This window comes from Klebsiella sp. 18074 (assembly GCF_902705905.1).
Classification (GTDB): Bacteria; Pseudomonadota; Gammaproteobacteria; order Enterobacterales; family Enterobacteriaceae; genus Klebsiella; species Klebsiella terrigena.
Genome location: NZ_CACSIS010000002.1, coordinates 68,328 through 93,642, shown reverse-complemented (window position 1 = coordinate 93,642; position 25,315 = coordinate 68,328). Strand labels below are relative to the sequence as shown.

The following is a 25,315-nucleotide window of genomic DNA, read 5'->3' as shown; positions in this document are numbered from 1 at the left end:
AGAAATGAAGACAGCTCTTCCGCCAGCGTTTGCATTAAGTACCCGCGCTGTGCCGACTGCTTTTGCCTCTGCATTCTCTGAGGTCAAACGCGTCAGCACCCAACCCTGCTGTTCACCCGACTCTGCTGCCCGCATCAGCGCTCACGCTCTGCGTGGCGCGATAACGGCTGCCGTTTAGCTCTGCGGCCAACGGCGATTAGAACCCAAACACGCTACTTATTTGCCCGAACGCTCGTGTCGGGTATTTTTTTACCTGAAGGAATTCACAATGAGCATGTTCGCGTCAAAATCAGTTCTGCTCGTCGCGGCGCTCTGCGCCAGCGGCGCCGCTAGCGCATCGGTTAACCTCCACGGCGAGGCGGGGGAAGAGTTTACTCATCTTTCCTCCAGCTTTAACGCAGACGATCCGGGCATGACCTTCAACGGCAGCTGGGCGCATAGCGATAACGATGGGGATATCGCGGGGTTAGGTATGGGCTATAACTTTGACCTCGGCCCGTTTTTGCTGACCATGGGGGGCAAAGCGCTCTACCTCAATCCACAGGACAACGATGAGGGTTACGCCATCGCGCTTGGCGGCGGGGCACAATTACCGCTCGGCGATTTCTTCACTCTCTTCGGGGAGGCCTATTACTCTCCGGACTCCATGTCCAGCGGCGTTGACGACTACGTTGAAGCTAACGCAGGTGTGCGAATAAACGTCATTAAGTCGCTGAGTATCGAAGCGGGTTATCGCTATATGGATATGGCGGGCAAAAACAGCCATCGTGACAATACGCTAGCCGACGGTGCCTACGCCGGCTTCAACTTCCGCTTCTGATCGTTATCAGCAGGGATTGCCGTCCGGCAATCCCTCACTTACGTCGCCAGGGGAACGGCCTTCAGTACCTTATTAATCTCTTCTAGCCCAGCAATATTATTTTCTTTGCGGTAGACCTCATTCATCGCCGACACCTGTTCGAGCCTGGTGAGCGCGCTGTAGACGTGATAGGCATCGCTATCCTTATCGAAGATATCCTTTCTCTCCACATCCTGCAGATAGTTATCTTTTAATGACCGGCTAAGGCTGCCAATCAGCACCGAGTTATCCTGAAAGCAGCGGGTAATTGACTGAGAGTTTTGTCCTGCGGGCTGAACGTCGCTATGCATTACCGGTACCGCCAGCGCATTAATAGTCTCCACCGGATCCGCCGCTGGCGTGGTACTACATCCGGACAAGCACAGAACGCCGGCAATGATAAACAGCCTGAAATGCTTCATTGCGTTACTCACCTCTGATAAATAGATGAGCGCGACTTTAGCGACCTGGATGGGATCAAGGCCAGCGGAGAGTTATTTATAAATAAACAGCCGTCGATTTAAGGCAAAAAAAAAGACGCTTTTCAGCGTCTTTTTTTTGGAATATTGGTACCGAGGATGGGACTCGAACCCACAAGCCCGTTAGGGCACTACCACCTCAAGGTAGCGTGTCTACCAATTCCACCACCTCGGTACAGATACTACTTATCAGTGCGGGATATCGCTGCTCGGCTGCGCCGGCGCTGCTGGCTGAGTCTGCTCGGATTTCGGCACGCTCAGATTATCCCACTCACTTCCTTTACTGGTCTTGTTGCTGTTGATATTGCCCAGCACCAAACTAATGATGAAGAACAACGCAGCCAGGATACCGGTCATGCGGGTCATGAAGTTACCAGAACCGCTGGAACCGAACAACGTGCCGGAAGCGCCTGCTCCGAACGAGGCTCCCATATCAGCGCCTTTACCTTGCTGCAGCATGATCAGACCAACAAGGCCAATCGCCACAATAAGGAAAACAACTAAAAGAGCTTCTTGCATAATCAACCTGTTCCTTGCGGATTCGCCGCATACCAATTGCTTCGACCAATAAAGCGGGACGCATTAACGTTTCCCACTGAAGCGGGTGTGAATACTAACCAAAGCGAATGACCTTCGCAAGGGCAATTTCGACGCATTGTATCAACTGCAGAAAAAAACAGCAAAAAACCGTTTATTGGCAATTAAAAAAGCGGCAAGCGCCGCCTTTTTAATCACTTAGCACCACAAGCTATGCATTTTTAACCGCATCAGCGATGCGGTGAGCGAATTCGAGCACCTGCTCTTCGTGCTCGCCTTCAACCATCACGCGGATCAGCGGCTCGGTGCCGGATTTACGTAACAGCACCCGACCACGTTTGCCCAATGCGGCCTCAACCTCGGCGGCGACCGCTTTTACGCTCTCATGCTCGAGCGGATTGCTGCTGTTATCGGTAAAGCGTACGTTGACCAGAATCTGCGGGAACATCTTCATGCCGCTGCACAGATCGTGCAGGCTCATATGGTTACGTACCATCGCGGCAACGACCTGCAGGCTTGCAACAATACCGTCTCCGGTGGTCGTCTTATCCAGCAGGATAACGTGACCGGAGTTTTCAGCGCCAATACGCCAGCCTTTCTCCTGCAACTTCTCCAGCACATAGCGGTCGCCCACTTTTGCGCGAGCAAACGGGATACCCAGCTGTTTGAGCGCCAGCTCGAGTCCCATATTGCTCATTAGCGTGCCCACGGCACCGCCGCGCAGCTGGCCCTGACGCAGGCCTTCGCGGGCAATAATATAGAGGATCTGGTCACCATCAACCTTATTGCCTTCATGGTCGACCATAATGACGCGGTCACCATCGCCGTCGTAGGCAATGCCCAGATCGGCCTTTTCCGCCAGCACGCGAGCCTGTAAAGCACGCACGTCGGTGGCCCCAACCTCTTCGTTGATATTAAGGCCGTTGGGCTCACAACCCATTGCAATAACCTGTGCGCCGAGCTCGCGGAAGACGCTAGGCGCGATGTGGTAGGTCGCACCGTGAGCGCAGTCAACAACCACTTTCAGCTCGTTCAGGCTCAGCTCATTCGGGAAAGTGCCTTTGCAGAACTCGATGTAGCGCCCGGCCGCATCGACAATCCGGCTGGCTTTACCTAATTCCGCAGAGTCGACGCAGGTCAGCTCTTTCTCCATCTCGGCTTCAATCGCCTCTTCGACGCTATCCGGCAGCTTGGTTCCCTCAATAGAGAAGAACTTGATCCCATTGTCGTAGAAAGGGTTATGCGACGCTGAAATGACGATACCGGCCTCCGCGCGGAAAGCGCGGGTCAGATAAGCCACCGCCGGCGTTGGCATTGGGCCAGTGAATGAGGCGGAGAGCCCGGCGGCCGCCAGGCCCGCTTCGAGGGCCGACTCCAGCATATAGCCGGAGATGCGGGTATCTTTACCAATGATAATTTTACGCGAACCGTGACGCGCGAGAACTTTTCCTGCAGCCCAGCCCAGCTTAAGCACAAATTCCGGCGTAATTGGCGCATCGCCAACGCGGCCACGGATACCATCGGTGCCAAAATATTTACGGTTACTCATAACGTTTATTTTCCTTTGTAGCCAGAGTGGCTTCCACCACGCGCAGCGCTTCTACCGTTTCTTTGACGTCATGGACGCGAACTATCTGCGCGCCCTGCATCGCCGCAATTACTGCGCAAGCCAGGCTACCGCTGAGGCGCTCTGCCGGCCCAACGTTCAGCAACTGACCGACCATCGACTTACGCGACATACCTACCAACAGCGGGAGACCAAAATGGTGGAACTCGCCGAGTCGAGCAAGTAGCTCATAATTATGGGCAAGATTTTTACCGAAACCGAATCCTGGGTCGAGCAACAATTTATCTTTTGCGATCCCAGCCCGCTCGCAGCGCACAATATGCTCTGTGAAAAAGCGCGTCACATCGGCGAAGACGTCTTCATACTTCGGCGCAGCCTGCATGGTTTTCGGCTGCCCCTGCATATGCATCAGACACACCGGCAGACCGGTTTCTGCCGCCGCTTCCAGCGCGCCGGGCTCCGTTAGCGAACGGATATCGTTGATGATATGTGCCCCTACCCGAGCGGCTTCACGGATCACTTCAGGCTTTGACGTATCGACCGAGATCCACACTTCAAAACGCTGAGCAATGGCTTCAACAACCGGGATCACGCGTGCCAGCTCTTCCTCAACGCTAACATCCAGCGCCCCAGGACGCGTCGATTCACCACCGATATCAATGATAGTCGCTCCGGCATTAATCATCAGATTGGCGTGCTTCACCGCCTCTACCAGCGAATTGTGTGCCCCGCCGTCGGAGAAGGAGTCCGGCGTAACGTTAAGGATACCCATCACGTGCGGGTGGGTGAGATCGAGGGTTGAGCCCTGGGCTACAAGTTTCATCGCGAGATCCCTGAATAAGGAGAGATAAATAAAAAGAAAAACCCCAGAGCAGATGCCCCAGGGTTTAGATATGCACAACCACATCAACAGCGGCTAACTTATTTGTCGCCTAACTGCTCTGACATCGTGTTACCCGGGTTTGGCGTACGCGGTTCATCGACCGGACGCGGCGCACTCGGGGTGCCGTTGTTGCCAGAATTGTTGGTGCCTGGGTCTTCCCAGCCAGCCGGTGGGCGAACGTCACGACGTGCCATCAGGTCATCAATCTGCGGTGCATCGATGGTCTCATATTTCATGAGCGCATCTTTCATCGAGTGCAGAATATCCAGATTGTCGTTAAGGATCTGACGGGCGCGGTTGTAGTTACGCTCAACCAGTGATTTCACTTCCTGGTCAATGATGCGCGCGGTCTCATCGGACATATGCTTCGCTTTCGCTACGCTGCGTCCGAGGAATACTTCACCCTCTTCTTCCGCATACAGCAGCGGACCGAGTTTGTCGGAGAAGCCCCACTGAGTCACCATGTTGCGTGCCAGGTTGGTCGCGACTTTAATGTCGTTCGACGCGCCGGTAGAAACATGCTCTACGCCGTAGATAATCTCTTCTGCAAGACGACCGCCGTACAGGGTCGAAATCTGGCTTTCCAGCTTCTGACGGCTGGCGCTGATTGCATCGCCTTCCGGCAGGAAGAACGTGACGCCCAGAGCGCGGCCGCGCGGAATAATCGTTACCTTATGCACCGGATCGTGTTCCGGCACCAGGCGACCAATAATCGCATGTCCTGCTTCGTGATAAGCGGTCGACTCTTTCTGCGCTTCCGTCATCACCATGGAGCGACGTTCCGCACCCATCATGATTTTGTCTTTAGCCTTTTCGAACTCAACCATCGATACCACGCGTTTGTTGCCACGGGCAGCAAACAGAGCGGCTTCGTTCACCAGGTTCGCCAGGTCAGCACCGGAGAAGCCCGGGGTACCGCGCGCGATGATTGCCGCATCGATGTCAGGCGACAGCGGAACGCGACGCATGTGAACTTTCAGGATCTGCTCACGACCGCGAACATCCGGCAGACCAACAACAACCTGACGGTCGAAGCGGCCCGGACGCAGCAGCGCGGGGTCCAGAACGTCCGGACGGTTTGTTGCGGCGATAACGATAATACCTTCGTTACCTTCGAAACCATCCATCTCAACCAGCATCTGGTTCAGCGTCTGCTCACGCTCATCGTGACCACCGCCCAGACCAGCGCCACGCTGGCGGCCGACGGCGTCGATTTCATCGATGAAGATAATGCACGGAGCCGCTTTCTTAGCCTGTTCAAACATGTCACGCACGCGAGATGCACCGACACCCACGAACATTTCTACGAAGTCAGAACCGGAAATTGTGAAGAACGGCACTTTCGCTTCACCGGCGATCGCTTTCGCCAGCAGCGTTTTACCGGTACCCGGAGGGCCGACCATCAGGACGCCTTTCGGGATTTTACCGCCCAGCTTCTGGAAACGGCTCGGCTCACGCAGATATTCCACCAGTTCGGCCACTTCATCTTTCGCTTCATCGCAACCCGCGACATCAGCAAAAGTGGTTTTGATCTGGTCTTCCGTCAGCATACGGGCTTTGCTTTTGCCGAAGGACATCGCGCCCTTTCCGCCGCCGCCCTGCATTTGCCGCATAAAGAAGATCCAGACGCCGATCAGCAACAGCATCGGGAACCAGGAAATGAAGATGGAAGCCAGCAGGCTCGGCTCTTCCGGCGGTTCGCCAACCACTTTGACGTTTTTCGTCAACAGGTTATCGAGCAGCTTCGGATCGTTAACCGGAATGTAAGTCGTGTAACGGTTACTATCTTTCTTGGTAACGTTGATCTCACGTCCGTTGATACGCGCTTCGCGAACCTGGTCCTGGTTGACCTCTTGCAGGAAGGTTGAATAATCCACCTTACGGCCATTAGACTCGCTGGGCCCAAAGCTCTGGAATACTGACATTAGCACGACGGCAATGACCAGCCAGAGTATTAGGTTTTTCGCCATGTCACTCAAGGGATTAACCTCTTATTACAACTGTGTTAAAAACAGCGTCAGGATACTCTATATCCAGTTTCTTTCAAACTTTCGTTTGAAATCTACCGGTTATGGTTTTCGCCCGGTCGCTACAATGTACACTTCACGCGAACGAGCACGGGAAGAGTCCGGCTTACGAACTTTGACCTTCGTAAACAGGGAGCGAATTTCTCTTAGATACTCATCGAAGCCTTCGCCCTGGAACACCTTAACTACAAAACTACCACCTGGCGCTAATACATCACGAGCCATTCCAAGCGCCAGTTCCACCAAATACATGGCCCGGGGGATGTCCACCGCCGGTGTTCCGCACATGTTTGGTGCCATATCGGACATGACAACTTGTACTTTACTGTCACCTACGCGCTCAAGTAACGCTTTCAGGACTAATTCATCACGAAAGTCGCCCTGAAGGAAGTCCACACCAACGATTGGATCCATCGGTAAAAGATCGCAAGCGATGATGCGGCCGCTGTTTCCGATCTGCGTGACCGCATATTGCGACCAGCCTCCGGGTGCAGCACCGAGGTCAACAACCGTCATCCCCGGCTTAAAAATTTTGTCACTTTGCTGTATTTCATCAAGTTTAAACCAGGCTCGGGAACGTAACCCCTTTTTCTGCGCCTGGAGAACATATTTATCGCTAAAGTGTTCCTGAAGCCAGCGGCTGGAACTGGCAGAACGCTTTTTACCTGTCATTTAACATTCCCATTTCGGGTTCATCATACTTTGCGACGTAAAAATCGACACTGTAGTTTGGCGATATATGGGAGATGGCGGTAGAATGAACCGTTTTCAATCCCAACGTAAGCAAAAAAATACGATGAATCTGAGTACTAAACAAAAACAGCACCTGAAAGGTCTGGCACATCCGCTCAAGCCGGTAGTTATGCTTGGCAATAATGGTTTGACCGAAGGGGTACTGGCCGAGATCGAACAAGCGCTAGCGCACCATGAGCTCATCAAGGTGAAAATCGCCTCGGAAGACCGCGAGACTAAAACCCTGATCGTGGAAGCTATCGTACGCGAAACCGGCGCCTGTAACGTACAGGTCATCGGTAAAACGCTGGTCCTGTACCGCCCATCTAAAGAGCGCAAAATCTCGCTGCCACGCTAAGAATATCCTGAATCTCGACACAACTTTGTGTAAAACGAGGGATTTCTGCGGGTAGACGAGCAAAATGCCATGCTCTGGACGTTGATAAAAGGCCGCTATGCGGCCTTTTTCCTTTCTTTACAATCCATCAACAGCGTAGCGGGAAATGCGAATTAAAGGTACTCAACCTTGATAATTTCGTATTCGACCTCGCCACCCGGCGTGCGGATTGTCACCACATCATCCTGCTCTTTACCGATCAGCCCGCGAGCGATCGGGGAGTTCACGGAGATAAGATTCTGCTTAAAATCCGCTTCGTCGTCGCCCACGATGCGATAAATCTGCTCTTCGTCGGTATCGAGGTTCAGAACGTTCACCGTTGAACCAAAAATCACGCGCCCGTTATTCGGCATTTTGGTGATATCGATAACCTGCGCATTGGACAGCTTGGCCTCAATATCTTTGATACGACCTTCACAGAAACCCTGCTGTTCGCGGGCCGCATGGTACTCAGCGTTCTCTTTGAGATCGCCATGTTCACGGGCGTCGGCGATGGCTGCAATGATTTCAGGGCGACGAACGGATTTCAGAAAATCCAGCTCTTCGCGTAGTTTTTCAGCGCCACGTAAGGTCATCGGAATAGCTTGCATTTGTTATACCTCTTTATCATTCCTTCATGGAACGGATATCCCCGTTCCGCAACCTGCCTGGCAAAAAGCAGGACAGGAGCAAAAAGAAAACCAACCCGGGAAACATTCCCCAGGTCAGCAGCAATTTTCAATTTGATACGTATTTTACCCTGAAGTTCACTATGGGTCATCGTTTACTTTACAGGGTGTTGCACCGTAGTATGACGGCTCGGTTTCAGGTTGTTAGCGCGAGATTATGCGATTTTCCAGATTTATCATCGGATTGACTGCCGGCATTGCGTTTAGCGCTCAGGCGGCGAACATTGACGAGTACATCAACCAGCTTCCTGCGGGTGCTAACCTCGCCTTTATGGCGCAAAAGGTCGGCTCCCCTACGCCGGAGATAGACTTTCACAGCCAGCAAATGGCGCTACCGGCCAGTACTCAGAAGGTGATCACCGCGCTGGCTGCCCTGCTCCAGCTGGGGCCAGACTTCCGTTTCACCACCACCCTGGAAACCAAAGGTACCCTCGACGGTGGCGTGCTGAAAGGTGACCTGATTGCCCGTTTTGGCGGCGATCCTACGCTCAGGCGGCAGGATATTCGCAATATGGTGGCCACGCTCAAAAAGGCCGGCGTCCAGCGGATCGAAGGGAACGTCCTGATCGATACCTCGGTCTTCGCCAGCCATGACAAAGCGCCGGGCTGGCCGTGGAACGATATGACCCAGTGCTTTAGCGCCCCGCCGGCGGCGGCAATCGTCGATCGCAACTGTTTCTCGATCTCGCTATACAGCGCGCAGAAGCCCGGAGACCTGGCATTTATTCGCGTCGCCTCGTATTACCCGGTCACCATGTTCAGCCAGGTCCGCACGCTGGCCCGCGGCTCCGCAGAGGCTCAGTACTGCGAGCTCGACGTGGTCCCGGGCGATCTTAACCGCTACACCCTGACCGGCTGTCTGCCGCAGCGCAGCGAGCCGCTGCCGCTGGCCTTTGCCATTCAGGATGGCGCCAGCTACGCCGGCGTGATCCTGAAGTCTGAATTGACCCAGGCCGGCATTACCTGGAGCGGTACTCTGCTGCGCCAGACGCTGGCCAACGATCCGGGGACCGTGCTGGCGAGCACTCAGTCCGCGCCGCTGCACGATCTCCTGCGTATCATGCTGAAAAAATCAGACAACATGATTGCCGATACCGTATTCCGCACCATTGGTCACGCGCGCCTCGGCGTGCCGGGCACCTGGCGTGCGGGTTCCGATGCGGTACGCCAAATCCTGCGTCAGCAGGCTGGCATCGACCTGGGCAATACGATTATTGCCGACGGTTCCGGCCTGTCGCGCCACAACCTGATTGCACCCGCCACGATGATGCAGGTGCTGCAATATATTGCCCAGCACGATAATGAGCTCAACTTCATCTCGATGCTGCCGCTCGCCGGTCATGACGGGTCGCTGCAGTACCGTGCGGGTCTGCATCAGGCAGGCGTTGATGGTAAGGTTTCCGCGAAGACCGGCTCCCTGCAAGGGGTCTATAATCTGGCGGGCTTTATCACTGGCGCCAGTGGGCAGAAAATCGCTTTCGTGCAGTATCTGTCAGGCTATGCGGTACCGCCAGCCGATCAGCGCAACCGTCGAATTCCGCTGGTGCGCTTCGAAAGCCGGCTGTATAAGGATTTGTACCAGAACAACTAAATACAAAAGGGCCGCATCAGATGCGGCCCTTTTCGTTCTACCCGGCGATGTTCCCCGCTTAGCATTACGCCGCGGGGACCGGTGCAAACCAGAATTAACGCTTGTAGATGAACTCAACGCCCTCTTCGTCGTCTTCGTCCCAGTCCTCATCCCAGTCTTCGTCGTCTTCCACTTCGATCTCAGCGCTTTCAAGCTGCTCGCGGTGGTAGTCATCCCACATAAACTCGACTTTCTCAGCCGGCTTATCTTCCTGCGCATGTACGATTGGGTTTTCGATGATAAAGGTCATTACGTCCCAGCACAGGTCTTTCACGCCCTGCTGGCTTGCCGCAGAAATCAGGTAGAACTTATCTTCCCAGCCCAGCGCTTCGGCAATGGTTTTCGCCTTCGCTTCGGCTTGCTCTTTATCCATCAGGTCGATCTTGTTGAAGACCAGCCAGCGTGGTTTCGACGCCAGATTCTCGCTGTATTTTTCCAGCTCGCCGATGATAATGCGCGCATTCTCGACCGGATCGGAACCGTCGATTGGCTCAATATCGATGAGGTGCAGCAGCACGCGGCAGCGCTCAAGGTGCTTGAGGAAGCGAATACCGAGGCCTGCGCCTTCAGCGGCGCCTTCAATCAGCCCTGGAATATCCGCCACGACGAAGCTCTTCTCGTTATCCATACGTACAACGCCGAGGCTAGGAACCAGCGTGGTGAACGGATAATCGGCAACTTTCGGCTTCGCGGCAGAAACGGCGCGAATGAAGGTGGATTTACCGGCGTTCGGCATCCCCAGCATCCCAACGTCTGCCAGCAGCATCAGCTCCAGCTGCAGGTCGCGCTTGTCGCCCGGCGTACCCATCGTTTTCTGACGCGGGGTACGGTTGACGGACGATTTGAAGCGGGTGTTACCCAGGCCGTGCCAGCCGCCTTTGGCGACCATCAGGCGCTGACCGTGCTTGGTCATATCGCCCATGGTCTCGCCGGTCCCCTGATCGATAACACGGGTCCCTACAGGCACCTTCACCGAGACGTCTTTACCACGCTTACCGGTACAGTCACGGCTTTGCCCGTTCTGCCCACGTTCAGCGCGGAAAGCTTTCTCAAAGCGGTAGTCAATCAGGGTGTTCAGGTTCTCGTCCGCTTCCAGCCAAACGTCGCCGCCATCACCGCCGTCGCCGCCGTCAGGGCCGCCTCTTGGGATATATTTTTCACGGCGGAAGCTCACGCAACCATTGCCGCCATCACCTGCTACGACCAGGATCGTTGCTTCATCAACAAACTTCATTTTACTCTCCGTAAATCATTCGCCTGAGCGGGGGACTACTACAACCGCTTCATTTTTACGCCAGCGTCCCCAAAGACGATGACCAATGGCGGAAAACATCGCGCCCGCAACCACGACAAACGCACCGAGATAACCCAACAGGTTTAACATCGGTTTGACGAAGAAATCGGGCCAGGCAATTGATAATAAATCTGAAAATAACAGCGTAAACAGCGGGGTTAGCGTAATTAATGCGCTCACCTGCGCTGCCTGCCAACGCGCCATCGCTTCCGCGAGTGCGCCATAACCTACCAGCGTGTTCAAACCACAAAAGATCAGGCACGCCAGCTGCCAGTCGCTTAGCTGGGAAATCACACCCGGCTTTGCCAGCGGCAATAGTGCAATCGTACATAAAGTGTACAGCAAAAACAGGATTTGCTGTGACGCCAGACGACGCAATAACACCTTTTGCGCAACGCCGTAGCTCACCCACACCGTCGCTGCAGCCACGCCAAAAATCACACCCCAGGTGTAATCCGTCAGGCGGGTAAAAATCTCTATCAGGCTGGTGTTGAAGAACATCACCAGCCCGCAGAGCAGCATTATCGCACCGATAACCTGGGTCCCGCGCATCTTCTCTTTGAGAATAAAGACGCTGGCGACCATCATTCCAACCGGGGACAGCTGGCCAATCACCTGCGAGGCCGTCGGGCTTAAATATTGCAAGGACGAGCTGAACAGAATGAAGTTACCGAACAGGCCGCCCGTTGCGATAGCCAGTATAATTAGCCAGCGAGGCTTGCGGAAAAGATGTAGCGGCGGCAGCTTGCCTTTAATCGCCAGGATCGACCCGAGGCCAATACTCGCCATTAAAAAGCGATAGAACACCACCGTTGGCGGTTCCATCACTTCCAGAACCTGCTTCATTGCGATGGGCAGCGCACCCCAGCACATTGCGGTGGTGAGCGCCAAAACAATACCTATGCCGGCCTGCTGCTTCATGCCCATTTTACCTGCGGAAAATTTTCCGGACTTCTAATGTAAAAAGCCCCGCAACACGTTGCGGGGCTTTAATCCGTTACCGGACCTCGAAAACCTTACTCAGCAACGATGCTGATATATTTACGGTTGTTCGGGCCTTTAACTTCAAATTTCACTTTACCGTCTGCTTTAGCAAACAGAGTGTGGTCACGACCGCAACCTACGTTGTTACCAGCGTGGAATTTGGTGCCACGTTGACGAACGATGATGCTACCCGCCAGAACGGTTTCGCCACCGAAACGCTTAACGCCCAGGCGTTTAGCTTCTGAGTCGCGACCGTTACGAGTTGAGCCGCCAGCCTTTTTATGTGCCATTTAAATCTCTCCTCAGGTCTTAGGCGCTGATGCCAGTAATTTTCACATCAGTGAACCACTGACGATGGCCCTGCTGCTTACGGTAGTGTTTACGACGACGAAACTTAACGATTTTAACTTTCTCGCCACGACCGTGAGCAACAACTTCAGCTTTGATTACGCCGCCCTCAACGAAAGGAACGCCGATCTTGATTTCTTCACCGTTTGCGACCATCAGCACTTCAGCGAACTCAACAGCTTCGCCAGTTGCGATGTCCAGCTTTTCCAGGCGAATGGTCTGACCTTCGCTTACTCGGTGTTGTTTACCACCACTTTGGAAAACCGCGTACATATAAAACTCCGCTTCCGCGCACCTCTTAATGTGATTTAGAGTGCGCTATAAATATTCACAATAGGGCGCGAATATTACGCAAAAGGCGAGCCTTTGACAAGAGCGATCGTCGCTCAACGCAGAAAAAAAACACAACTTTCACACTAACGTTTATCTATGCCATTTTTTCAGTACAATCATATCTTCTTTTAATTCTATCTTAATCTTGCTGTGAACCCACCTGGATTCGCGGTAACAGGACATGTGGCCCGGCTTTTGCGATGAATTTAGAAAAAATCAATGAGTTAACCGCGCAAGATATGGCGGGTGTCAATGCGACAATCCTTGAGCAACTCGACTCAGATGTTCAGCTTATCAATCAGTTAGGCTATTACATCGTCAGCGGAGGCGGTAAACGTATTCGTCCGATGATTGCGGTCCTCGCGGCGCGCGCCGTCGGCTATCAGGGGAATGCGCACGTCACCATTGCTGCGCTGATCGAATTTATCCATACCGCGACCCTGCTTCATGATGATGTCGTTGACGAGTCGGATATGCGTCGAGGCAAAGCTACGGCCAATGCGGCCTTCGGCAATGCAGCCAGCGTGCTGGTTGGTGATTTTATCTATACCCGCTCTTTCCAGATGATGACCAGCCTCGGCTCGCTGAAGGTGCTGGAGGTCATGTCGAAAGCCGTTAACGTGATTGCCGAAGGCGAAGTCCTGCAGCTGATGAACGTTAACGACCCGGACATCACCGAAGAAAACTACATGCGGGTGATTTACAGCAAAACAGCCCGACTGTTCGAGGCCGCCGCGCAATGTTCCGGGATTCTGGCTGGCTGCACCGAGGAACAGGAGCGGGCATTACAGGACTACGGCCGCTATTTGGGCACCGCTTTCCAGCTGATCGATGATTTGCTGGACTACAGCTCCGACGGCGACCGTCTTGGTAAAAACGTGGGCGATGACCTGAACGAGGGTAAACCTACTCTGCCGCTGCTGCATGCGATGCGCCACGGCACTCCGCAACAGTCCGCCATGATCCGCGGCGCAATCGAACAGGGTAACGGACGTCACCTGCTGGCAGCCGTTCTGGAGGCCATGGCCGCCTGTGGCTCGCTGGAATGGACCCAAAAGCGCGCAGAAGAAGAAGCCGATAAGGCGATTGTTGCGCTTCAGGTTTTACCCGACTCGCCGTGGCGCGAAGCGCTCATCGGCCTGGCGCACATCGCCGTACAACGCGATCGCTAATCGCCCTTGCGACCCTTCCCGCGCATCGCGCGGGAAAGTTCCTAACCCCCCCTAGTCCGTCCCCTCACCCACTGAACCTTGATGAATTCTGAATATTCGTTCTATTTACTGGAACTTGTTAGAACTTTAATGAACCAGGGGTATAGTGAGCCTGTCGTCCACTTGGGGCGATCTGGAACCTTATCACCAGGAGAATTTATGGATAAGTTCATCGATTGGCACCCGGCCGATATTATCGCCGGATTACGCAAAAAGGGCACGTCGCTGGCAGCGGAATCACGACGCAACGGTCTGAGTTCCTCAACCCTGGCCAATGCCCTAACCCGGCCGTGGCCCAAAGGCGAACTGATTATTGCGAACGCGCTGGAAACTACACCCTGGGCTATTTGGCCGTCACGCTACCATGACCCGATTACCCATCGGTTTATCGACAGAACGCAGATGATACGCCAGAAGAAAAGTGAGAAGTGAGTCGAGGTAATACAGGATGCAGCCCCCGGACCAACGTCAGAGGGCTGCGATAGCAGCTTTACTCGCCTTTGACGCGTTCGATATTCGCGCCCAGCGCCTGCAGCTTATCTTCAATCCGCTCGTATCCGCGGTCGATGTGATAGATACGATCGACAATCGTGGTGCCTTCCGCAATACAGCCCGCCAGTACCAGGCTTGCCGATGCGCGCAGGTCGGTTGCCATTACCTGAGCACCGGACAGCTGGGCCACGCCGTGGCAGATCGCCGTATTGCTTTCGATTTCCGCGTGTGCGCCCATACGGATCAGTTCCGGAATGTGCATAAAGCGGTTTTCGAAAATGGTCTCGGTAATCACGCCGGTGCCTTCAGCCACCAGGTTTAGCAGCGTAAACTGCGCCTGCATGTCGGTCGGGAATCCCGGGTGCGGCGCGGTACGTACGTTGACGGCTTTAGGACGATTGCCGTGCATATCAAGGCTAATCCAGTCTTCACCGGTCTCAATATCGGCGCCCGCGTCACGCAGCTTCGCCAGCACGGCGTCAAGGGTATCAGGCTGCGCATTGCGGCAGACGATTTTACCGCCGGAGATTGCCGCCGCGACCAGGAAGGTCCCGGTTTCGATGCGGTCCGGCAGAACGCGATATACGCCGCCGCCCAGACGCTCTACGCCTTCAATGGTAATGCGGTCAGAGCCCTGGCCTTTAATTTTCGCGCCCAGCGCAACGAGGAAGTTGGCCGTATCGACGATTTCCGGCTCACGTGCGGCGTTTTCGATAACGGTGGTGCCTTCTGCCAGCGTCGCGGCGCTCATAATGGTGACGGTCGCGCCAACGCTGACCTTATCCATAACGATATGCGCGCCTTTGAGGCGTCCATTGACCGATGCTTTGACGTAGCCCTCTTCCAGCTTGATCTCGGCACCCAGCTGCTCCAGGCCGGTAATATGCAGGTCAACCGGACGGGCGCCGATCGCACAGCCGCCCGGCAGTGAAACCTGGCCCTGGCCAAAACGCGCCACCAGCGGCCCCAGCGCCCAGATAGAGGCGCGCATGGTTTTGACTAAATCGTACGGAGCACAGAAGACGTCAACCGGGCCCGCATCAATCCATACCGAACCATTACGCTCAACTTTGGCGCCGAGCTGGCTCAGCAGTTTCATCGTGGTATCGATGTCTTTCAGCTTCGGTACATTCTGGATCTCAATCGGCTCGTCTGCCAGCAGTGCGGCAAAGAGGATCGGCAGGGCTGCATTTTTCGCACCGGAGATGGTGACTTCGCCCTGGAGACGAGTCGGACCCTGAACACGGAATTTATCCATTGATTCTGTTCTCTGTTAAGAATTCATATACGCTGCAGGGAGCATCCCTACAGCTTAAAAGCCATTTAGCTTGCGGTCGCGGGCCCACTCCTGCGGGGTATACGCCTTGATCGACAGAGCATGGATACGGTTGTCGGCAATATATTCCATCAGCGGGGCGTAGATAGTCTGCTGCTTCTTCACGCGGCTCATGCCGTCGAACAGCTCGCCCACAGCGATAACCTGAAAGTGACTGCCATCGCCAGAGACGTGGACTTCCTGGAGGGAGAGTGCGTTCATCAGCACGGCCTGAATTTCATGATTTTCCATGGGTTCAAATTTTATCTGGTAGTGAAAATAGCCCAACATCTTAGAGGAAAGTGACGCGGTCTTAAACAAGCAAAAAGCCCCATCGAAAATATTGATGAGGCTTTGCGGATAGCGTCAGCAGTAACACTCTGAAAAACTATGGGATCATATCGGCAGGAAGGTTGTAAAGACCGACCAGCGTTTGCAAATTATCGCTCTTGCCGATCAGCTGTGCCTCCCTGCCCTGGCGACGAATCAGCGCCACGAAATGCACCAGTAGCGCCAGGCCCGCGGTATCGACCCGGGTTACCGCGTTCAGGTCGATAGTCGATACGCCTTCAGTCGCCTGCATGCGGTCGTCCCAGAGCGGGACCAGCAGATCCTGGTCCAGTTCACCCTGCAGTGCCAGGCGCTCGCCGCTGCGGGTCCAGCTCAGCTGACCGCTCATTATTTTTTCTGTTCCAGAGTAATCGGCTGGGCGGAGATCGATTTCAGCTGCGCGGTCAGGCCATCGACGCCTTTAGTACGCAGCAGATCGCTCCACTCGTTCTGCTTGGTGGTGATCATGCTCACCCCTTCAGCAATCATGTCGTAAGCCTGCCAGTTGCCGGTCTGGGTGTTTTTACGCCACTGGAAGTCCAGGCGCACCGGCGGACGGCCATTAGGATCGAGGATCGTCACGCGGATAGGAACGATAGTCGCATCGCCCAGCGGCTGTTCCGGCGCGATTTGATAGGTCTGACCGTGATACATCGCCAGCGCCTGGCCGTACGCCTGCTTCAGATATTCGCGGAAGGCGGTAAAGTAGGCCTCACGCTGCGCCGGGGTTGCATCTTTGTAATAGCGGCCCAGCACCAGCGCGCCGGCATACTTCACCTGCACGTACGGCATCAGCTCCTGGTCGACGATTTCGCGCAGATAGTTAGGGTTAGCCTGAATCTTCGGCTGCTCGTTTTTCAGGCGGTCGAAGGTTTTCTGCGCGGCTTCATCCATCAGCTTGTACGGATTGGACTGATCCGCTGCGGTCGCAGCAGTCAATGGCGCAATCGCCAGCATGGCGATCATCAGTAAGCGTTTAAACATATCGGGTCTCTCCTGAGTTAGTGCGTCGTGGCGGCAGGCTGCGCTGCGTCAGTATGACTTTCCTGGGCTGCAGGATCATCGCCAGAATTCTTATTGTCGCTGCCTTTACTGTTGTAAAGGAACTGGCCAATCAGATCTTCCAGAACCATGGCAGATTTAGTGTCCTGAATCGTCCCACCATCCTTAAGGATAGATGTCCCCAGCTCCGGGTCTTCAAAACCCATGTTCAGAGCCAGGTACTGCTCGCCCAGCAGGCCGGAAGTACGAATGGCCAGCGAGCTGGAGTCAGGAATATGGTTGTAGCTCTCATCGATATCGAGAGCCACCCGCGGCAGGTAGGTTTTTGGATCGAGCGTGATGTCCGCCACCCTGCCAACGACCACGCCGCCAATGCGTACCGGCGACCGCGCCTTCAGGCCGCCGATATTGTCAAAAGTAGCGTAAAGACGATACGTCGGCTCGGTCCGCAAAGAGGTCACGTTCGCGGCCTTCAGGCATACAAACAGTGCCGCCAGCAGTGCCACCAGTAAAAATACGCCTACCCAGATTTCACTTTTTTTCGTTTGCATGAACTCAATTCCCAAACATCAGCGCAGTCAGCACAAAATCCAGCCCCAGAACCGCCAGCGACGAATGCACCACGGTGCGCGTCGTTGCCCGGCTAATCCCTGCGGAAGTGGGGATAGCATCATAACCGTTAAATAACGCTACCCATGTCACCGTAATGGCGAAAACCAGACTCTTAATCAGGCAGTTAACCAGATCCATTCGCCAGTCGACGGCGTTTTGCATCGCGGTCCAGAAGAAGCCGCTGTCAATACCTTTCCAGTTAACGCCAACCAGCGAACCGCCCCAGATCCCCACCGCGACAAAAATAATCGTCAGCAGCGGCAGTGAGATGACGCCGGCCCAGAAGCGCGGTGATATCACGCGACGCAGCGGATCGACGGCCATCATCTCCATGCTCGATAGCTGCTCGGTCGCACGCATCAGCCCTATTTCGGCGGTCAGCGCCGAACCGGCACGCCCGGCAAACAGCAGCGCGGCAACCACGGGTCCCAGCTCGCGCAGCAGAGACAGCGCCACCAGCATACCAAGACTGGTTTCCGCGCTGTAGGTGGTTAACACCAGATACCCCTGCAGGCCGAGCACCATGCCGATGAACAGCCCCGACACGATGATGATCAGCATCGACAGCACGCCAACGTTGTACAGCTGGCGCACCAGCAGCGGCGCGTGCTTGCGAAACTCCGGCTTGCCCACTACGGCGTTGAAAAGCATTAATCCGGCACGCCCAAAAGCCGCGGTGGTTTTAATCCCCCGATGGCCGAGCGATGCCAGCATATTTAGCAGCATCAGTCGTTTAACTCCCTATGCCTAATAAATCATGCTGATAGTCGCCTGCCGGATAGCGGAACGGCACCGGGCCGTCGGCGATACCATCAATAAACTGGCGAACCCGAGGGTCAGCATTTTCCCGCAGCGACCGGGCGCTGCCGTGGGCGACGATTTTCTTATCGGCCACAATATAGGCGTAATCCGCAATACTGAGCACTTCCGGTACGTCGTGCGATACCACGATACAGGTGACGCCCAGGGTGCTATTGAGTTCAGAAATCAGCTTAACCAACACGCCCATGGTGATGGGATCCTGGCCGACGAACGGTTCGTCGAACATGATGAGATCCGGTTCGAGCGCGATAGCCCTTGCCAGCGCTGCACGGCGCGCCATGCCGCCGGATAGCTCAGAAGGCATCAGCATTGCCGCTCCGCGCAGGCCAACGGCCTCAAGCTTCATCATTACGGTAGTATGCAGCAGCGCTTCGGGCAGATGAGTGTGCTCGCGCAGCGGATAGGCCACATTATTAAAGACGTTCATATCGGTAAACAGCGCGCCGGACTGAAACAGCATGCTCATGCGCTTACGTACGGTATACAGGCGCGAACGCGACATCTGCGGCACGTTTTCGCCATCAAACAGGATCTCGCCGCTGTCCGGCGGGATCTGGCCGCCGATCAGGCGCAGCAGGGTCGTTTTACCGATTCCCGATGGCCCCATGATCGCCGTGATCTTACCGCGCGGCACCGACAGCGAGATATCATCAAAGATCGCGCGATCGCCTCGAGAGAAGCTGATACCGCGTACTTCGACTAAATTCGCCAGAGTTTGGCTCATAAAATCATCCTTACAAAACATCCCTCAGGCTAAGCATGGTGCTTTCTTCCACCATAAACCCAACATTTTTACAGAATCTTACCTGCCTGGGTTAGCGAAAGCTGGCATTTGTTTTACTTTTGACAAACATAAAGTCAAAATTAAGAATTCGTTACGCTGCGTACGGACGATCAGCGAGGCTGACGATTATACCTGAAGAAAGGACTTTAGATGCTCTTAGCGACGGCTCTGTTAATAATTGGTTTACTGCTGGTGGTCTACAGCGCCGATCGTCTGGTCTACGCCGCTTCAATACTGTGCCGCATGATAGGGATCCCGCCGCTTATCATTGGCATGACGGTGGTGAGTATCGGCACCAGCCTGCCCGAGATCATCGTCTCTGCGGCCGCCTCCCTGCACGGGCAGACCGATCTGGCCATCGGGACGGCGATCGGATCCAACATCACCAATATCCTATTAATTCTTGGCCTCGCCGCCTTACTTCATCCATTTACCGTACATTCTGATATCCTGCGCCGCGAACTGCCGCTAATGTTGCTGGTCAGCCTGCTCGCGAGCTTTGTCCTCTATGACGGCCAGCTCTCGCGCATGGACGGCCTTTTTTTACTGGCGTTAGCCATACTATGGCTACTGTTCACGGTAAAAATAGCGCGCATCGCCGAGCGTCAGGGTAACGACAGCCTGACCCGGGAGCAGATAGCAGAGCTGCCGCGAGAAGGTTCGCTCCCCGTCGCCCTGCTGTGGCTAGGGGTGGCGATGATAATCATGCCTATGGCGACCCGCATGGTGGTGGATAATGCCACCGTGCTGGCGAACTACTTCGCCATCAGCGAACTGACCGTCGGCCTCACGGTGGTCGCCATCGGCACCAGCCTGCCAGAACTGGCAACGGCGATTGCTGGCGCACGTAAAGGGGAAGATGATATCGCCATCGGGAATATCATTGGCGCCAATATCCTGAATATTGTCCTGGTTCTCGGGCTGCCGGCGCTGATCGCGCCGGGATCCTTCGTCCCCGAAGCGTTTACGCGCGACTATGCCGTCATGATGCTGGTCAGCGTAATTTTCGCCCTGCTGTGCTGGCGCCGAAAACGGCAGCCCAGCCGACTTGCCGGGGCGCTGCTGGTCGGCGGTTTTGTGGTTTGGTTGGCGATGCTGTACTGGGCAGCACCGCTCTTTGGTGAATGAATCGGGATACCATTATGTCGCAAACAGATTTGCCAACGGATTTTGACTTTCAACGGGCAGGCCGCGAGGTCCTGGAAATTGAACGTGAAGGTCTGGCTCAGCTCGATCAATACATTAATGAAGATTTTACGCGCGCCTGCGAAACGATTTTCCGCTGCACGGGCAAAGTAGTGGTCATGGGGATGGGTAAGTCCGGCCATATCGGGCGCAAAATGGCAGCCACCTTCGCCAGCACCGGTACGCCGTCGTTTTTCGTTCATCCCGGCGAGGCGGCCCACGGCGATTTAGGCATGGTCACGCCGCAGGACGTTATTATCGCCCTGTCGAACTCCGGCGAATCGAACGAAATGCTCGCGCTGATCCCGGTGCTTAAGCGCCAGCGGGTGCCGCTGATCTGCATGACCAGCCGTCCGGAAAGCAGCATGGCGCGCGCGGCGGATATCCACCTGTGTGTGAAGGTGCTGAAAGAAGCCTGCCCGCTAGGCCTTGCCCCGACGTCAAGCACCACCGCGGCGCTGGTGATGGGCGACGCTCTGGCGGTCGCGCTGCTGGAAGCGCGCGGCTTTACCGCCGAAGATTTCGCGCTCTCCCACCCCGGCGGCGCGCTGGGCCGTAAGCTGCTGCTGCGGGTCAATGATATCATGCACACGGGTGATGAAATCCCGCACGTTACTCTGCAGGCCACGCTGCGCGATGCGCTGCTGGAAATCACGCGTAAAAATTTAGGCATGACCGCTGTCTGCGACGATGAGATGAACATCATCGGTATTTTCACCGATGGCGATCTGCGCCGGGTGTTCGATTCCGGGGTCGATATGCGTAATGCCGGCATCGCCGAGGTCATGACGCCGGGTGGGATTCGCATCCGTCCCGGCATTCTGGCCGTCGATGCGCTAAACCTGATGCAAGCCCGTCATATCACCTGCGTATTAGTTGCCGATGGCGACCGTCTGTTGGGTGTGGTACATATGCACGATCTCCTGCGCGCAGGCGTAGTGTAAGTAAGGATAAAATAATGAATAATGCTGATGCTCTGCTGGCGACCTGCTACGGACCGGTAAGCCCTGAGTTTCTCGAACGCGCGGCGAAGATCCGTTTACTGATCCTCGACGTCGACGGCGTGCTTTCCGACGGTCTTATCTATATGGGCAACAACGGCGAAGAGCTGAAGGCGTTCAACGTACGCGATGGCTACGGGATCCGCTGCGCGCTGACTTCAGGTATTGAAGTGGCGATTATTACCGGGCGAAACGCTAAACTAGTAGAAGATCGCTGCCAGACGCTAGGCATTACGCATCTCTATCAAGGGCAGTCCGATAAGCTGCTGGCCTTCCGTGACTTATTGAGCAAGCTGGCTGTCCGTGCGGACGAAGTGGCCTATATTGGCGATGACCTGATCGACTGGCCGGTAATGGCAGAAACAGGCTTAAGCGTTGCCGTGGCGGATGCGCACCCGCTGCTGCTTCCACGCGCAGACTATGTTACCCGCATCAACGGCGGGCGCGGAGCGGTACGCGAAGTCTGCGATTTGTTACTATTGGCGCAGGGCAAGCTGGATGAGGCCAAAGGGCAATCAATATGAGTAAAACCAGACGTTGGGTTATCATTTTACTGTCGCTGGTCGCGCTGATCCTGATCGGCCTTAACCTGGCGGGTACGGACGATAGCGCTCAGCCGGAGGTCAATCCTGATGACCCAACCTATACCAGCGAGCATACCGATACCGTCGTTTACAGTCCGGAAGGGGCGCTTAACTATCGCCTTATCGCCGAGCACGTGGCGTATTTTTCTGCGCAAGAGCTGTCGTGGTTCACTCAGCCGGTTATGACCACCTTTGATACCAACAAAGTCCCAACCTGGTCAATCAAAGCGGATAAAGCCAAGCTGACCAACGATCGTATGCTGTATCTTTATGGACACGTTGAGGTGAACGCGCTAAGCCCCGACTCTCAACTGCGCAAAATTACGACGGATAACGCCCGGATAAATCTGGTGACGCAGGATGTTACCTCCGATGACATGGTGACGTTGTACGGGACAACATTTAATTCCAGTGGCCTAAGAATGCGCGGTAACCTGCGCAGCAAAAATGCCGAGCTGATTGAAAAGGTTAGAACCTCTTATGAAATTCAGAACAAACAAACTCAGCCTTAAGATTGCGCTCGCCAGCGCCATACTGGCCGCCAGCCTGCCGGCACTGGCAAAGACTGGCGACACCGATCAGCCGATTCATATCGAATCCGATCAGCAGTCGCTGGATATGCAGGGCAATGTTGTCACCTTTACCGGTAATGTCGTCGTGACTCAGGGCACCATCAAGATCAATGCCGATAAGGTCGTGGTCACGCGTCCAGGCGGCGAGAGGGGTAAAGAGGTAATCGACGGATACGGCAATCCGGCAACCTTCTTCCAGATGCAGGATAACGGCAAGCCGGTGAAAGGCCGCGCGTCGAAAATGCACTATGAGCTGCAAAATGATTTCGTCGTCCTGACCGGCAATGCGCATCTGGAACAGATCGATAGCAATATCCAGGGTGACAAAATCACCTATCTGGTGAAAGAGCAGAAAATGCAGGCGTTCAGCAACAAAGGCGGGCGCGTGACTACGGTTCTGGTTCCTTCGCAGCTGCAGGACAAAGGCACCGATCAGCCAAAGAAAGGTAAGTAATTCGTTATGGCAACATTAACTGCAAAGAATCTCGCCAAAGCTTATAAAGGCCGCCGCGTGGTGGAAGATGTCAGTCTGACCGTCAACTCCGGTGAGATTGTCGGCCTGCTCGGCCCGAATGGCGCCGGCAAAACCACCACCTTCTACATGGTGGTCGGGATCGTGCCGCGCGACGCCGGCAATATTATCATCGACGATGAAGATATCAGCCTGCTGCCGCTTCACGCGCGCGCGCGCCGGGGCATTGGCTACCTGCCGCAGGAGGCCTCCATTTTCCGCCGCCTGAGCGTCTACGATAACCTGATGGCGGTACTGCAGATTCGTGACGATCTGAGCAGCGAACAGCGTGACGATCGCGCGAAAGAGCTGATGGAAGAGTTTCATATCGAGCATCTGCGCGATAGCCTCGGTCAGGCGCTTTCCGGCGGCGAACGTCGCCGCGTTGAAATTGCCCGCGCACTGGCCGCCAACCCTAAATTTATTCTTCTGGATGAACCGTTTGCCGGCGTTGACCCCATCTCCGTTATCGATATCAAACGCATCATCGAGCACCTGCGCGACAGCGGCCTTGGCGTCCTTATCACCGACCATAACGTCAGGGAAACTCTGGCGGTCTGCGAACGTGCCTATATCGTCAGCCAGGGGCATCTGATTGCTCACGGCACCCCACAGCAAATCCTGGAAGACGAGCAGGTTAAGCGCGTGTATCTTGGGGAAGACTTCAGACTCTGATAGGGTAGAGGTTACAGACGTTTTAGCCGGAGATATTAGCCCTGAATATGAAGCAAGGTTTGCAATTAAGGCTAAGCCAACAGCTTGCCATGACGCCACAACTGCAGCAGGCCATTCGTTTGCTGCAGCTGTCCACGTTAGAACTCCAGCAGGAACTCCAGCAGGCGCTGGAGAGTAATCCATTGCTTGAGCAAACCGATCTTCATGAAGAGGTAGAAACGAAAGAAGTTGAGGACCGCGAGTCTCTGGATACCGTGGACGCCCTTGAGCAAAAAGATATGCCCGAGGAGCTGCCGCTCGACGCCAGCTGGGATGAGATCTACACCGCCGGCACGCCTTCTGGCAACGGCGTCGATTACCAGGATGACGAGCTGCCTATCTATCAAGGTGAAACGACCCAGAGCCTGCAGGATTACCTGATGTGGCAGGTTCAGCTGACGCCGTTCACCGATACCGACCGCGCTATCGCCACCTCTATCGTCGATGCCGTTGATGATACCGGCTACCTCACCCTGCGGGTGGAGGATATCGTTGAGAGCATTGACGATGACGAAATCGGCCTCGAAGAAGTTGAAGCGGTACTGAAGCGCATCCAGCGCTTTGACCCGGTTGGCGTCGCGGCAAAAGATCTGCGCGACTGTCTGCTGGTTCAGCTTTCGCAGTTTGCCAAAGAGACGCCGTGGCTGGAAGAGGCCCGGCTTATCATCAGCGATCATCTCGATCTGCTCGCCAACCACGACTATCGCTCCCTGATGCGCGTTACGCGGCTGAAAGAGGACGTTCTGAAAGAAGCGGTTAATCTGATCCAGTCGTTAGATCCACGCCCGGGTCAGTCGATCCAAACCAGCGAGCCGGAATACGTGATCCCGGATGTGCTGGTGCGTAAGGTGAGCGAACGCTGGGTCGTAGAGCTGAATTCCGACAGCATCCCGCGCCTGAAGATCAACCAGCACTACGCCGCAATGGGCAACAGCACGCGTAACGACGCCGATAGCCAGTTTATCCGCAGCAACCTGCAGGAAGCCCGCTGGCTGATAAAAAGCCTGGAAAGCCGTAACGATACGCTGCTGCGCGTCAGCCGCTGCATCGTCGAACAGCAGCAGGCTTTCTTTGAACAGGGCGAAGAGTTTATGAAACCGATGGTGCTGGCGGATATCGCTCAGGCCGTCGAAATGCATGAATCGACGATTTCACGCGTGACCACGCAAAAGTACTTGCACAGCCCGCGCGGTATTTTTGAACTGAAGTATTTCTTCTCCAGCCACGTGAATACCGAAGGCGGAGGCGAGGCATCGTCGACCGCCATTCGCGCGCTGGTGAAGAAGTTAATCGCCGCGGAGAACCCCGCGAAGCCGTTGAGTGACAGTAAGCTCACCACCATCCTGTCCGAACAGGGTATCATGGTGGCGCGCCGCACCGTCGCTAAGTACCGAGAGTCTTTATCCATTCCGCCGTCTAACCAGCGTAAGCAGCTGGTGTGACCCAACCGATAAGGAAGACAC

Annotated in this window: 30 protein-coding genes and 1 tRNA gene; 12 read left to right on the top strand and 19 right to left on the bottom strand. The window is 55.1% G+C overall.

Annotation, left to right across the window (positions count from 1 at the left end; genetic code table 11):
* Positions 1–268 precede the first annotated feature (268 nt).
* Positions 269–820, top strand: a complete 552-nt coding sequence (locus tag GVK32_RS02050) for a YfaZ family outer membrane protein (protein ID WP_159864649.1) — start codon at positions 269–271, stop codon at positions 818–820.
* 38 nt (positions 821–858) lie between these two features.
* Here the strand turns inward: GVK32_RS02050 and GVK32_RS28825 are convergent, their stop codons facing one another.
* The 7 genes from GVK32_RS28825 to rlmE all read right to left on the bottom strand — a co-directional run bounded on the left by GVK32_RS28825 (position 859) and on the right by rlmE (position 7,003).
* Positions 859–1,260, bottom strand: coding sequence for a hypothetical protein (locus tag GVK32_RS28825; RefSeq protein ID WP_200842820.1), 402 nt, complete (start codon positions 1,258–1,260; stop codon positions 859–861).
* A 145-nt stretch (positions 1,261–1,405) separates the two neighbouring features.
* Positions 1,406–1,492 (bottom strand) — tRNA-Leu (locus GVK32_RS02040).
* A gap of 14 nt (positions 1,493–1,506) precedes the next feature.
* Positions 1,507–1,836, bottom strand: coding sequence for a preprotein translocase subunit SecG (gene secG, locus GVK32_RS02035; RefSeq protein WP_159864646.1), 330 nt, complete (start codon positions 1,834–1,836; stop codon positions 1,507–1,509).
* A gap of 229 nt (positions 1,837–2,065) precedes the next feature.
* Positions 2,066–3,403 carry a phosphoglucosamine mutase gene (gene glmM, locus GVK32_RS02030; protein ID WP_159864643.1) on the bottom strand — a complete coding sequence of 446 codons (1,338 nt, stop codon included), beginning with the start codon at positions 3,401–3,403 and terminating at the stop codon, positions 2,066–2,068.
* Positions 3,396–4,244 carry a dihydropteroate synthase gene (gene folP / locus GVK32_RS02025; protein ID WP_159864640.1) on the bottom strand — a complete coding sequence of 283 codons (849 nt, stop codon included), beginning with the start codon at positions 4,242–4,244 and terminating at the stop codon, positions 3,396–3,398. The genes glmM and folP overlap by 8 nt, the downstream gene beginning before the upstream one ends.
* A gap of 98 nt (positions 4,245–4,342) precedes the next feature.
* On the bottom strand, positions 4,343–6,274 hold the full coding sequence (gene ftsH, locus GVK32_RS02020) for an ATP-dependent zinc metalloprotease FtsH (RefSeq protein WP_041147400.1): 1,932 nt from the start codon (positions 6,272–6,274) through the stop codon (positions 4,343–4,345).
* 99 nt (positions 6,275–6,373) lie between these two features.
* A complete protein-coding gene (gene rlmE, locus GVK32_RS02015; RefSeq protein ID WP_041147401.1) occupies positions 6,374–7,003 on the bottom strand; it encodes a 23S rRNA (uridine(2552)-2'-O)-methyltransferase RlmE in 630 nt (209 codons plus the stop codon).
* Positions 7,004–7,127: 124 nt separating this feature from the next.
* Between rlmE and yhbY the strand changes: the two genes are divergently transcribed.
* Positions 7,128–7,421, top strand: a complete 294-nt coding sequence (gene yhbY / locus GVK32_RS02010; protein WP_041147757.1) for a ribosome assembly RNA-binding protein YhbY — start codon at positions 7,128–7,130, stop codon at positions 7,419–7,421.
* A 152-nt stretch (positions 7,422–7,573) separates the two neighbouring features.
* On the opposite strand, the gene greA is transcribed toward yhbY, so the two are convergent.
* Positions 7,574–8,050, bottom strand: coding sequence for a transcription elongation factor GreA (gene greA / locus GVK32_RS02005; protein WP_095099900.1), 477 nt, complete (start codon positions 8,048–8,050; stop codon positions 7,574–7,576).
* A gap of 235 nt (positions 8,051–8,285) precedes the next feature.
* Here greA and dacB point away from each other — a divergent pair, with 235 nt between their 5' ends.
* The gene (gene dacB, locus GVK32_RS02000; RefSeq protein ID WP_159864637.1) at positions 8,286–9,719 is read left to right on the top strand and encodes a serine-type D-Ala-D-Ala carboxypeptidase; all 1,434 of its coding nucleotides are present in this window, start codon (positions 8,286–8,288) and stop codon (positions 9,717–9,719) included.
* A 94-nt stretch (positions 9,720–9,813) separates the two neighbouring features.
* Here the strand turns inward: dacB and cgtA are convergent, their stop codons facing one another.
* The 4 genes from cgtA to rplU form a co-directional block, all read right to left on the bottom strand.
* Positions 9,814–10,992: an Obg family GTPase CgtA gene (gene cgtA / locus GVK32_RS01995; protein WP_159864634.1), complete on the bottom strand. Its 1,179-nt coding sequence runs from the start codon at positions 10,990–10,992 to the stop codon at positions 9,814–9,816.
* A 15-nt stretch (positions 10,993–11,007) separates the two neighbouring features.
* Positions 11,008–11,973 carry a DMT family transporter gene (locus GVK32_RS01990; protein WP_159864631.1) on the bottom strand — a complete coding sequence of 322 codons (966 nt, stop codon included), beginning with the start codon at positions 11,971–11,973 and terminating at the stop codon, positions 11,008–11,010.
* Positions 11,974–12,068: 95 nt separating this feature from the next.
* Positions 12,069–12,326 carry a 50S ribosomal protein L27 gene (gene rpmA / locus GVK32_RS01985; protein WP_007673187.1) on the bottom strand — a complete coding sequence of 86 codons (258 nt, stop codon included), beginning with the start codon at positions 12,324–12,326 and terminating at the stop codon, positions 12,069–12,071.
* A 19-nt stretch (positions 12,327–12,345) separates the two neighbouring features.
* A complete protein-coding gene (gene rplU, locus GVK32_RS01980) occupies positions 12,346–12,657 on the bottom strand; it encodes a 50S ribosomal protein L21 (RefSeq protein ID WP_041147407.1) in 312 nt (103 codons plus the stop codon).
* Between the two features lie 260 nt (positions 12,658–12,917).
* Here rplU and ispB point away from each other — a divergent pair, with 260 nt between their 5' ends.
* Together ispB and sfsB are read left to right on the top strand one after the other, a co-directional pair.
* Positions 12,918–13,889, top strand: a complete 972-nt coding sequence (gene ispB, locus GVK32_RS01975; RefSeq protein WP_159864628.1) for an octaprenyl diphosphate synthase — start codon at positions 12,918–12,920, stop codon at positions 13,887–13,889.
* A 198-nt stretch (positions 13,890–14,087) separates the two neighbouring features.
* A complete protein-coding gene (sfsB, locus tag GVK32_RS01970; protein ID WP_041147409.1) occupies positions 14,088–14,360 on the top strand; it encodes a DNA-binding transcriptional regulator SfsB in 273 nt (90 codons plus the stop codon).
* A 58-nt stretch (positions 14,361–14,418) separates the two neighbouring features.
* Here sfsB and murA read toward each other — a convergent pair whose 3' ends face one another.
* From murA to mlaF, 7 genes are all read right to left on the bottom strand, one after another.
* Positions 14,419–15,678, bottom strand: a complete 1,260-nt coding sequence (gene murA, locus GVK32_RS01965) for a UDP-N-acetylglucosamine 1-carboxyvinyltransferase (RefSeq protein WP_041147410.1) — start codon at positions 15,676–15,678, stop codon at positions 14,419–14,421.
* Between the two features lie 54 nt (positions 15,679–15,732).
* Complete coding sequence (gene ibaG, locus GVK32_RS01960; RefSeq protein ID WP_159864625.1) at positions 15,733–15,987, bottom strand: BolA family iron metabolism protein IbaG; 255 nt, start codon at positions 15,985–15,987, stop codon at positions 15,733–15,735.
* Positions 15,988–16,123: 136 nt separating this feature from the next.
* Positions 16,124–16,414 carry a lipid asymmetry maintenance protein MlaB gene (gene mlaB / locus GVK32_RS01955; RefSeq protein WP_159864622.1) on the bottom strand — a complete coding sequence of 97 codons (291 nt, stop codon included), beginning with the start codon at positions 16,412–16,414 and terminating at the stop codon, positions 16,124–16,126.
* Positions 16,414–17,049, bottom strand: a complete 636-nt coding sequence (gene mlaC / locus GVK32_RS01950; RefSeq protein WP_045856587.1) for a phospholipid-binding protein MlaC — start codon at positions 17,047–17,049, stop codon at positions 16,414–16,416. The genes mlaB and mlaC overlap by 1 nt, the downstream gene beginning before the upstream one ends.
* A gap of 17 nt (positions 17,050–17,066) precedes the next feature.
* Positions 17,067–17,618 carry an outer membrane lipid asymmetry maintenance protein MlaD gene (gene mlaD, locus GVK32_RS01945; RefSeq protein WP_132513561.1) on the bottom strand — a complete coding sequence of 184 codons (552 nt, stop codon included), beginning with the start codon at positions 17,616–17,618 and terminating at the stop codon, positions 17,067–17,069.
* 4 nt (positions 17,619–17,622) lie between these two features.
* Positions 17,623–18,405 (bottom strand): lipid asymmetry maintenance ABC transporter permease subunit MlaE, encoded by a 783-nt coding sequence (gene mlaE / locus GVK32_RS01940; RefSeq protein WP_045856585.1) that lies wholly within the window; start codon positions 18,403–18,405, stop codon positions 17,623–17,625.
* Between the two features lie 7 nt (positions 18,406–18,412).
* Entirely contained in the window at positions 18,413–19,225 is an 813-nt protein-coding gene (gene mlaF, locus GVK32_RS01935) for a phospholipid ABC transporter ATP-binding protein MlaF (RefSeq protein ID WP_095099923.1), read from the bottom strand.
* Positions 19,226–19,435: 210 nt separating this feature from the next.
* On the opposite strand from mlaF, the gene GVK32_RS01930 reads away from it, so the two are divergent.
* The 7 genes from GVK32_RS01930 to rpoN are packed head-to-tail and all read left to right on the top strand — an operon-like array spanning position 19,436 to position 25,294.
* Complete coding sequence (locus GVK32_RS01930) at positions 19,436–20,413, top strand: calcium/sodium antiporter (protein WP_159864619.1); 978 nt, start codon at positions 19,436–19,438, stop codon at positions 20,411–20,413.
* On the top strand, positions 20,410–21,414 hold the full coding sequence (gene kdsD, locus GVK32_RS01925) for an arabinose-5-phosphate isomerase KdsD (protein ID WP_200842819.1): 1,005 nt from the start codon (positions 20,410–20,412) through the stop codon (positions 21,412–21,414). The genes GVK32_RS01930 and kdsD overlap by 4 nt, the downstream gene beginning before the upstream one ends.
* A 14-nt stretch (positions 21,415–21,428) precedes the next feature.
* The gene (gene kdsC, locus GVK32_RS01920) at positions 21,429–21,995 is read left to right on the top strand and encodes a 3-deoxy-manno-octulosonate-8-phosphatase KdsC (RefSeq protein ID WP_041147417.1); all 567 of its coding nucleotides are present in this window, start codon (positions 21,429–21,431) and stop codon (positions 21,993–21,995) included.
* Complete coding sequence (lptC, locus tag GVK32_RS01915) at positions 21,992–22,567, top strand: LPS export ABC transporter periplasmic protein LptC (protein WP_123708956.1); 576 nt, start codon at positions 21,992–21,994, stop codon at positions 22,565–22,567. Before kdsC ends, lptC begins: the two co-directional genes overlap by 4 nt.
* Positions 22,536–23,081: a lipopolysaccharide ABC transporter substrate-binding protein LptA gene (gene lptA, locus GVK32_RS01910; RefSeq protein WP_045856577.1), complete on the top strand. Its 546-nt coding sequence runs from the start codon at positions 22,536–22,538 to the stop codon at positions 23,079–23,081. The genes lptC and lptA overlap by 32 nt, the downstream gene beginning before the upstream one ends.
* Before the next feature lie 6 nt (positions 23,082–23,087).
* Positions 23,088–23,813: an LPS export ABC transporter ATP-binding protein gene (gene lptB, locus GVK32_RS01905; protein WP_045856575.1), complete on the top strand. Its 726-nt coding sequence runs from the start codon at positions 23,088–23,090 to the stop codon at positions 23,811–23,813.
* 47 nt (positions 23,814–23,860) lie between these two features.
* Positions 23,861–25,294 (top strand): RNA polymerase factor sigma-54, encoded by a 1,434-nt coding sequence (gene rpoN / locus GVK32_RS01900; protein ID WP_159864613.1) that lies wholly within the window; start codon positions 23,861–23,863, stop codon positions 25,292–25,294.
* The last annotated feature ends 21 nt before the right edge of the window (positions 25,295–25,315 follow it).